The sequence below is a fragment of the Hyalangium sp. genome (assembly GCF_035629615.1).
Classification (GTDB): domain Bacteria; phylum Myxococcota; class Myxococcia; order Myxococcales; family Myxococcaceae; genus Hyalangium.
Genome location: NZ_DASPHO010000140.1, coordinates 1 through 7897, shown reverse-complemented (window position 1 = coordinate 7897; position 7897 = coordinate 1). Strand labels below are relative to the sequence as shown.

Genomic DNA, 7897 nt, shown 5'->3' with positions numbered 1-7897 from the left:
TTGGCGATGCGCTGGTTGAAGCCGCGCAGCGAGACGTTGGCGCTGCCCACCCCCAGCTCCATCACGTCCGCGCCCGGCACCCGGCGCAGCAACTCCACCATGCTCGTGGCGCCCGAGAGACGGATGTCCTCGGCGGTGATGACGGTGGTGGCGTTGGGGGCCTCGAGCGAGGACTGGGCGCGGCGGCTGGCCGTCACCACACGCTCCTCGTACGGCACCGCGCTCGCGTCCTCCGGTAGATCGCTGGGAGGCAGCGGGGCGGCCGTGCCTGCCCCTGCGGGCGTCCCCAAGGCGGAGGGAGCCGTGGGAGCCCCGGGGATCGACTCCGCGCGGGCAATGGCCTTCTCGAGCCGCTCGACGAGCGCGGCCAGGGCCTGCGCGTCCGCGGCGGGGATCGTCTGGGGCGCAGGGGCCGGCGTGTTGGGCGCGGAGGGGTTGGCGGCCTCGGAGGCCTTCACCGTGGCTTCCAGCTTCGCGATGGTGGCGCGCACCGACTCCGCGTCCGGCGGGTTGGCGCTCAGGTAGCGCCGGTACCAGTCCAGCGCCTCCGTGGATCGGCCCGCGTCCAGGTAGGCGCGCGCGATGTTGTAGAGGACGTTCGGGTGCGGCTTGATGGCATAGGCCTCTTGCAGCTCGGTGATGCCCTGGTCGAACTGACCCTGGGCAATGAGGCTCATCCCGTTACGGAAGTGGCGGCGCGCCTCGAGGCGCTCGTCGGCCAGGGCGTTCCCCGCGAAGAGACACAGCGCGAGGACGCCCGCCTGCTTGAAGACTCCGGGCATTTTCACTGGTAGGGGTCGTCCTTGTAACCATTCGAGCCCCCCGGCCTGGCTGGCCGCGAGCTCTTCTTCTTCGTCAGCCTCTGGGTGAGGCGATGCTCCGGGCCCGCACTCTCGGCGATGACCGTCTGGCGCGTGTACCCGTTGAGATCAAAGGTCAGCTCGGCGCGCGCACGCCCTGACTTCCCCGCGGGGATCTCCAACTCCACGGGAGTCGTCCCCAGGCTCTTGCCCTCGTGCATCACCCGCGCGCCGCTCGGCTCGCTGATGATCACGAAGCGCACGAGAGGCGTCTCCTCCACGGGATCCGCCGGGGGCGTGGGGAGCTCATCGAGAGAGAGGGGGGGAGCCGCGGTGAGGTCCTCTGTGGGGGAGGGCTGCGCGGTGGGAGGAGGCTGAGCGGTGGCCGTGGGCTGCGCCGGGGGGAGGGGCAGGTCCGTCACGGGCCTGGGCGCGGGCGAGCGCAGGGCGAACACCAGGGCCACGCCGACGCCGATCAGCACGGCGCCGCCGAAGAGGGCCATGGGCAGCGAGTTGCGGCGCCTGCCCGTCTCCGGCCCATCCACGGCGATGTCGAGCGCCATGGTGGAGGCGTCCGAGGGGGAGACGGGCTGCGGATGCGGGAGGGGGCCGGTGATCGGACCGGTGCCCACGCTGGTGACGAAGCTGATCGGCCCGGAGTAGGTGCCGCTCATGTTGGCGGCGGCCATGGCGCGGCGCATGCTCTCGAGCACCCCGTCCATGGAGTCGTAGCGATCCGCGGGCCGCTTGGCCAGGCACTTCATCACCAGCGCCTCCACCTCGGGAGGGATGGTGTGGTCGGGCCAGAAGGCGGCGAAGGCGGGCGGCGGCTCGTTGATGTGCTTGACGATGATGTCGATGCCCTGGTCGGCGTGGAACGGCGGGCGCCCCACCAGCATCTGGTAGAGCACCACGCCCAGCGAGTACACGTCGCTGCGCGGATCCGAGATGTTGCGCGCCTGCTCGGGCGCCATGTACTGCGGCGAGCCGAGGATGACGCCCGCCTGGGTCAGCGACACGTCCGCGGGGAACTGGCCGCTGTCGGGCATGAAGGACTTCACCAGCCCGAAGTCCAGCACCTTCACCACGTCATGATCCGTCTCCTGGTTGAGGATCATCACGTTGGCGGGCTTGAGGTCGCGGTGGATGAGGCCGTTCCGGTGCGCCTCACGGAGGGAGCGGGCGATCTGCTGCGCGATGTTGAGCGCCCGGGGGAACGGCAGCGGCCCCACCTGCGTGAGGAGCTGGGAGAGCGTCTGCCCCTCCAGGTACTCCATCGCGATGAAGAAGATGCCGTCGTCCGTCTTCCCATAGTCGATGACGGTGACGGTGTTGGGGTGGCGCAGCTTGGCGGTGACGCTGGCCTCGAAGAAGAAGCGGCGCTGGAAGCCCGGGTCCTTCTCCTGGCCATACTGGGGGTTGAGGACCTTGAGCGCGACGGGACGGTCCAGGGGCGCCTGGATGGCCTTGTACACGCGGCCCATCCCCCCCGAGCCAAGGGGCTCGAGGATCTTGAAGCGCTCGTTGAGGACCCTGCCCAGCAGGGGATCCATCACCTCAGGTGGCGCGCCCCCTGCAGAGGCGTCGCTTTCGATCATGTGCTTCCCCGCCGCGCCGGGGCGGCCTCAATGCCAATCCTGAGGGTATGGTAGCAAATGACCCTCAGCCACCCAAGAGACCAGGGAGGGTAGGAGGCGAGCCAAGCCCTGGAAATACGGGCTCGGTTGTGGCAAGGCCGCAGTGCGTCATCAGGGCCTCGGCCAGGACGGCACGCAGGTCCGTGAGCGAGGGCACGTCCCGCCCATCCAGCAGGTAGGGTTCTGCGAGCCCCTTCCACGGCCCCAGGACGCGCCCGCCGCGCACCTTGCCGCCGAGCAGGAGCACTGTGCCGCCGGTGCCGTGATCCGTCCCGCGGTTGCCGTTCTCGCGCGCTGTGCGCCCGAACTCGGTGAGCACGACCACGAGCACCTCCTCCAGCCGGGGGCCCAGGTCCGTGGCGAAGGCGGCCAGGCTCTCGCCCAGGTCCTTGGCTCGCTGGGTGAAGGGGCCCCGCTCACGGCCCTGGAGGATGTGGGTGTCCCAGCCACCGGACTCCGTGGCGGCCAGCTGGAGGCCCACGTCCGCGTGGATCAGACGCGCCAGGTCCTGCAGGCGCCGGCCCAGGGGAGAGCGGGGATACGCGGCGCCGTGATGGGGGGGCTGATCAGCCAGGCGCTTGTCCGCCACGTGGGAGAGCGCGGAGGAGGTCTCCAGGCCGGTGCTGCGCAGGGCCTCGTCCACGGCGGCGGCATAGAGGGAGTCGAAGCTGATGGGGCCGGTGCGGCCGGGGGCCAGGAGGCGGAAGCGCTCCAGGGACTCGAGGGCGAGGGCGGGCGCATCTCCGGCCAGGGCCCGAGGGAGGGTGGGCTGGAGGGCCACGGCGCGGAAGGCGCTGGCGGTGGCCTCCGTAGGGAGCGCGGCCAGGGCGCGGTTGAGGTAGCCGTCGCGGGTGGCCTTCACGCCCGGGGTGCCGGACTCGACGAAGTCCTGCGCATCGAAGTGGCTGCGCACGGGCTGAGGCAGTCCCACGGCGTGAACGGCGGCGAGCGCGCCCTCCTTCCACCAGGGCAACAGGGGGGCGAGCCCCGGGTGGAGGCCGAAGGTGTCGTCGAGCCGGAGGGCCGAGCCATCTCCGGTGCCAGGGGCGCCGAGCGCGAGGTTGGGGCGCAGGCGGTGGTAGTCCGGATCTCCCACGGGGGGCACGAGGGACAGGCCGTCCGCGCCGCCACGCAGGAAGAGGGTGACGAGCACCTTGCGGCGGCCGGTGGGGAGGGCCTCGGCGGCGCGGGCGAGGAAGGGGGGCAGGGCAGTGAGCCCCAGCAGGGAGAGACTGGCGGACTTCAGCAGGGAGCGGCGCGCGAGCGGCATGGTGGGCCTCACTGCTTCTGGAACTCGGGCGAGCCGAGGAGGAGGCCGGCGGCGCGGCGCAGGTCGACGGGGCGCACCTCGCCATCGGGCATGCGGCCGTCCTCGCCCGGCTCGAGCGCGGCCAGGAGCGTGGCGCGCGTCTGGGGTGAGAGAGGCTCGTAGAGGAGGCGAAGCGCGAGCGTGTCCACCAGCGTGCCCGTGTCCTCCGGCCAGGGCCTGGGCAGGAGCGTCTTCACGTCGACCTCCGTGCCCCGGACGCGGTCGGCGGCAAGCGCGAGGGCGAAGTTGAGGCGGCTCACCAGGGCACCCGCGTTGACCCAGGGCGTGGCGTGCTCGGGGTAGCCCGTGGGGGCCGGGGCCCGGTAGAGGGGCTCGCCCATGCGCTCCACGGCGCGGGCCAGGGGAGGGCCCCCATCCGTGGTGCCGCCCAGGGCGCGGAGGCTGGAGGCGACGAGCTCCAGCGGCGTCTTGGTCTTGGCGCTCCAGGCCGCGTCGGACCAGAACTCAGGGGAGGTGAAGAGGGCAGCGTAGACGGCACGCAGCTCCCCATCGGAGTCGAGGAACACCTGGGCCAGTCGATCCACCAGCGTGGCCGGGGGCTCGTCCGAGACGAACTTGCGCGCCAGCTTGGTGGCGAGGAAGCGCGCGGTGGAGGGGTGGCGGGCGAGCATGTCCAGCACCTGCTCTCCCTCCTTCTCTCCGCCGCTGGCGATCGGGCTCCCCAGCACGCGCTTCTCGTCCGGGTCATGCGCGTCGGCGCGGAAGACGAAGGCGGGAGCCAGGCGCGGACGGTTGAGGGACCAGCCGGTGAAGACGCGGGCCACCTCCCGCACGTCCTCCTGGGTGTAGCCGCCGTCCACGCCGAGCGTGTGCAGCTCCAGCAGCTCGCGCGCGTAGTTCTCGTTGAGGCCGCGGGCGTTCTTTCGGAAGGCCGGGGGGAGCCTGCCCCGGCGGAGCGGCTCGAAGCCGTCTCGGACGCTCGTCCAGTTGTCCAGGTAGAAGAGCATGGCCGGGTGGCGCGCGGTGGCCCCGAGCAGGTCGCGGAAGCGTCCGAAGACGTGGGGGCGGATGGCGTCGCGCTCGTAGGAGGTGACCATCCACCGCACAGGCCCCTTCTCCGCCGAGACGTTGAAGTGGTTGAACCAGAAGTCGACGAGCACTTCCTGGAGCTGGTGCCGGCTCTCCACGGCGCGGATGAGCTTCTGGGCCATGAGGTCCGCGCTCACACGCCGGGGCAGGGCGTCCGTGCCGAGCATCATCGCCAGCTCGCGGCGATCCTCTGGAGACTCCAGCGGGAAGCCCAGCTCGCGGGCCTGCTGGCGCAGGGGAGGGTAGCGGGTCATCAGCTCTTCCGTGCTGAGGCGGAGCGTGGACAGCGGCTCCAGGCGAGCGGCCACAGCGTCGTCGGGGAGGTGCTGGGGGTGGAGCTGCAGGGCCATCCAGTGGGCGACTCCAGAGCGGCGCACCTCTGCCCAGTCCTGGGGCGAGGGGCCATAGGCGAGCCGTCTCAGCGCATGGAGGGCGCGCTGATCCTCGCTCCAGCCGGTGTCCGGGAGGACGAGGGTGGCAACAGTGGGCGCCGCGGAAGGCGAGGGGGTCTTGGAGGTGGAGGTGCACCCGACGGCGACGAGGGCCACCACACACCACAGCGCTGTCCGGTGAGGCGTCACGTCCATCACGTTGTCACCAACCCCGAGAGGGCCGAAAGGTTTCATTCTCGATCCCTGGCGCGTGACAAGATGGAGCTGTGCCGCTCGCGTTGCTCACCTTGATGGTCGCGCCGCTGATGGCGACAGCGCCGGAGGTGGGAGCCCCGGTGCAGGGGTACGAGGAGACGCTCGTCACCTGGGGGCTCGCGCAGCATGCCCGCGAGCTGGAGCCCTCGCCCGAGGGCAAGCGGCTGGAGGAGGTGCTCGTTGCGCCCGAGGACGTGATCGCCCAGAGCGACCCGTACCCGAACTTCCTCAACATCTTCCATGTGCGGACCCGCGAGCAGGTCATCCGCCGCGAGACGCTGCTGGAGCCCGGGGCGCCGTACTCGGCCGAGCTGGCCGAGGAGACGGCACGCAACCTGCGCAAGCTGGGCATCTTCTCGGTGGTGCGCGTGGTGCCGGTGAAGGGGCAGACGCCAGGCGGCGTGGCGCTGCTGATCATCACCAAGGATCTCTGGTCGCTGCGGCTCAATCAGACCTGGGACGTGGTGGGCTCGTTCCTGCGCTACCTGCGGCTGCAGGGCACCGAGAAGAACTTCCTGGGCCTCAACCAGCAGCTGGCGCTGGACTTCCTGCTGAGGCCGGACACGATGAGCTTCGGGCAGACGTACATCAACCGGCGGGTGGGCGGCAGCCGCTGGTACCTCGGGGAGACGGCCTCCATCATCCTCGGGCGGGAGAGCGGTGAGCCGGAGGGGACGCGGGGGACGGTGGTGCTCCAGCGCCCCTTGTACTCGCTGTCCACGCCCTGGAGCTTCAGCACCTCGGCGGACTGGAACTTCGCGACGACGCGGGTGTTTCGCGGCACCGAGGTCTGGCAGCTCCCGTACCCGGACGGCGATCCGGTGCCCTACATCTACAGGACGCGCGAGCTGTCGGCGGGCGCGAGCTACACACGCTCCTATGGAGAGTCCTCCAAGAAGAACGTGACGGGTGGGGTGACGGGGTACCGCCGCGCTTACGAGGCGCCGCAGGAGGCCTCGCTGGATGACGCACAGCGGGAGTGGCTGAAGGCGAACCACCTGCCTCGCAGCGAGGATGCCGTCTATGCCGCGCTGTCGCTGTCGGCCTACGACGCTCGCTACGAGGTGATGCGCGATGTGGACGTGTACGCACTCTCGGAGGACTTCCAGATCGGTCACTCGGTGCTGGGGAGCGTCCGATACGCGCCCCCGGTGTTCACCTCGGCGGCGCACTACGCGGAGCTGGGGGTGGCGGCGCGCTACCGCTGGCGATGGGGGGATGCGCTGACGACGGTGTCAGCGGGAGGCTCCATCCGCCGGGCGCTCGGAGAAGGCGCCGGGTGGACGAACCGGCGCTGGGCGGCAGAGGTGCACCAGGTGTCACCGAAGGTGCTGGGTGGGCGCTTCGTGGCGCGGGGGCTGGTGGACGTGAACATCGACGACCTGTTCGACCGGGTGAGCCTGCTGGGCGGGGGCAACGGGTTGCGGGGGGCGGGGCAGGACGCCTACGCGGGGAAGCGGCTGCTGCTGGTGAACGTGGAGTACCGCTCGGCGCCCTGGGTCTTCCACACGCTGCACCTGGGTGGAGTGCTCTTCTACGATGCGGGCTCGGCCTTCGACCGGGAGCCGAGCCTGGTGCACTCGGTGGGCGTGGGGATCCGCTTCCTCTTCCCTCAGTTCAATGTCCACGTGTTCCGGCTGGACTTTGGGTACGTGCTCAACGACGCACGGCCTCCGGTGGGGCAGCGCTTCACGTTCACCGGCGGGCAGATCTCCGATTACCGGCCCACTGTCCTGGACGCACCTCTGAGATAGGTGTCATCCGAGCCTACATGACCCTCTATGTACCCCTCTGGATCCCCACGGACCAGTCCGTCATCACCCCCTTCGGCGGCAAGTGGGGCTCATCGATATTTTCATGCTAAACCAGGAAAGTGTGGACTCCTGGGGAATCAGTCTGTAGGATGCTGGACCAGATTGATTGCGTGAGGGAACCAGATGAACAGCTGGCTGCTCATGAGCATGGGGATTGTCATCGGGGCTGCAGTCTCGGGCCTTGGAGTCTGGGTCGTTCTTCGCCTCCGCCGCGCCGCGCAGTCTGCGGCTCCTGAGACCTCGACCGGGCCGGTTGCCGCAGCCGAGCCCCCCGCGTCCATTGAGTGGACCATCGGCGATATGAAGATCGGCGAGGTGACGCGCTTTGTCCCTACCCCGACGACGGTGCGCGAGGCCATGCCGCTGGACCCGCGTCTGCAAGAGGGCCTGCAGGTGCTCTTCCAGGAGGCTCCGGTACTCGCCGCCCCCTCCGAGGAGGCTTCGCAGAACCACTTCGTGCTCCGCTTCAGCTCGCAGGTCTCCCAGGGCATCGTGGACGGCTCCCTGAAGCTGATGTCCCTGATGAAGGGCGGCCTCTACGGGAAGATGGTGGACACTCGCAACCGCATCCTCGATCACGCCAGCCTGGGTGCCGTGGGGACGGTGGGCTCCGCCGCGACGGCTGTCTGGCAGGTCATGG

General features: G+C 70.2%; 6 protein-coding genes. 2 read left to right on the top strand and 4 right to left on the bottom strand.

Annotated elements, in window-relative coordinates:
* The 4 genes from VD972_RS07145 to VD972_RS07130 form a co-directional block, all read right to left on the bottom strand.
* The coding region (locus tag VD972_RS07145; RefSeq protein WP_324982696.1) for a tetratricopeptide repeat protein at positions 1–782 on the bottom strand (782 nt) is incomplete at its 3' end.
* 2 nt (positions 783–784) lie between these two features.
* A complete protein-coding gene (locus VD972_RS07140) occupies positions 785–2398 on the bottom strand; it encodes a serine/threonine protein kinase (RefSeq protein WP_324982693.1) in 1614 nt (537 codons plus the stop codon).
* A 64-nt stretch (positions 2399–2462) separates the two neighbouring features.
* A complete protein-coding gene (locus VD972_RS07135) occupies positions 2463–3707 on the bottom strand; it encodes a DUF1501 domain-containing protein (protein ID WP_324982690.1) in 1245 nt (414 codons plus the stop codon).
* An 8-nt stretch (positions 3708–3715) separates the two neighbouring features.
* Entirely contained in the window at positions 3716–5383 is a 1668-nt protein-coding gene (locus tag VD972_RS07130; RefSeq protein ID WP_324982687.1) for a DUF1800 domain-containing protein, read from the bottom strand.
* A 71-nt stretch (positions 5384–5454) separates the two neighbouring features.
* Between VD972_RS07130 and VD972_RS07125 the strand changes: the two genes are divergently transcribed.
* Both VD972_RS07125 and VD972_RS07120 read left to right on the top strand, forming a co-directional pair.
* Positions 5455–7197, top strand: a complete 1743-nt coding sequence (locus tag VD972_RS07125; protein ID WP_414653998.1) for a BamA/TamA family outer membrane protein — start codon at positions 5455–5457, stop codon at positions 7195–7197.
* Between the two features lie 183 nt (positions 7198–7380).
* The coding region (locus VD972_RS07120; RefSeq protein WP_324982684.1) for a hypothetical protein at positions 7381–7897 on the top strand (517 nt) is incomplete at its 3' end.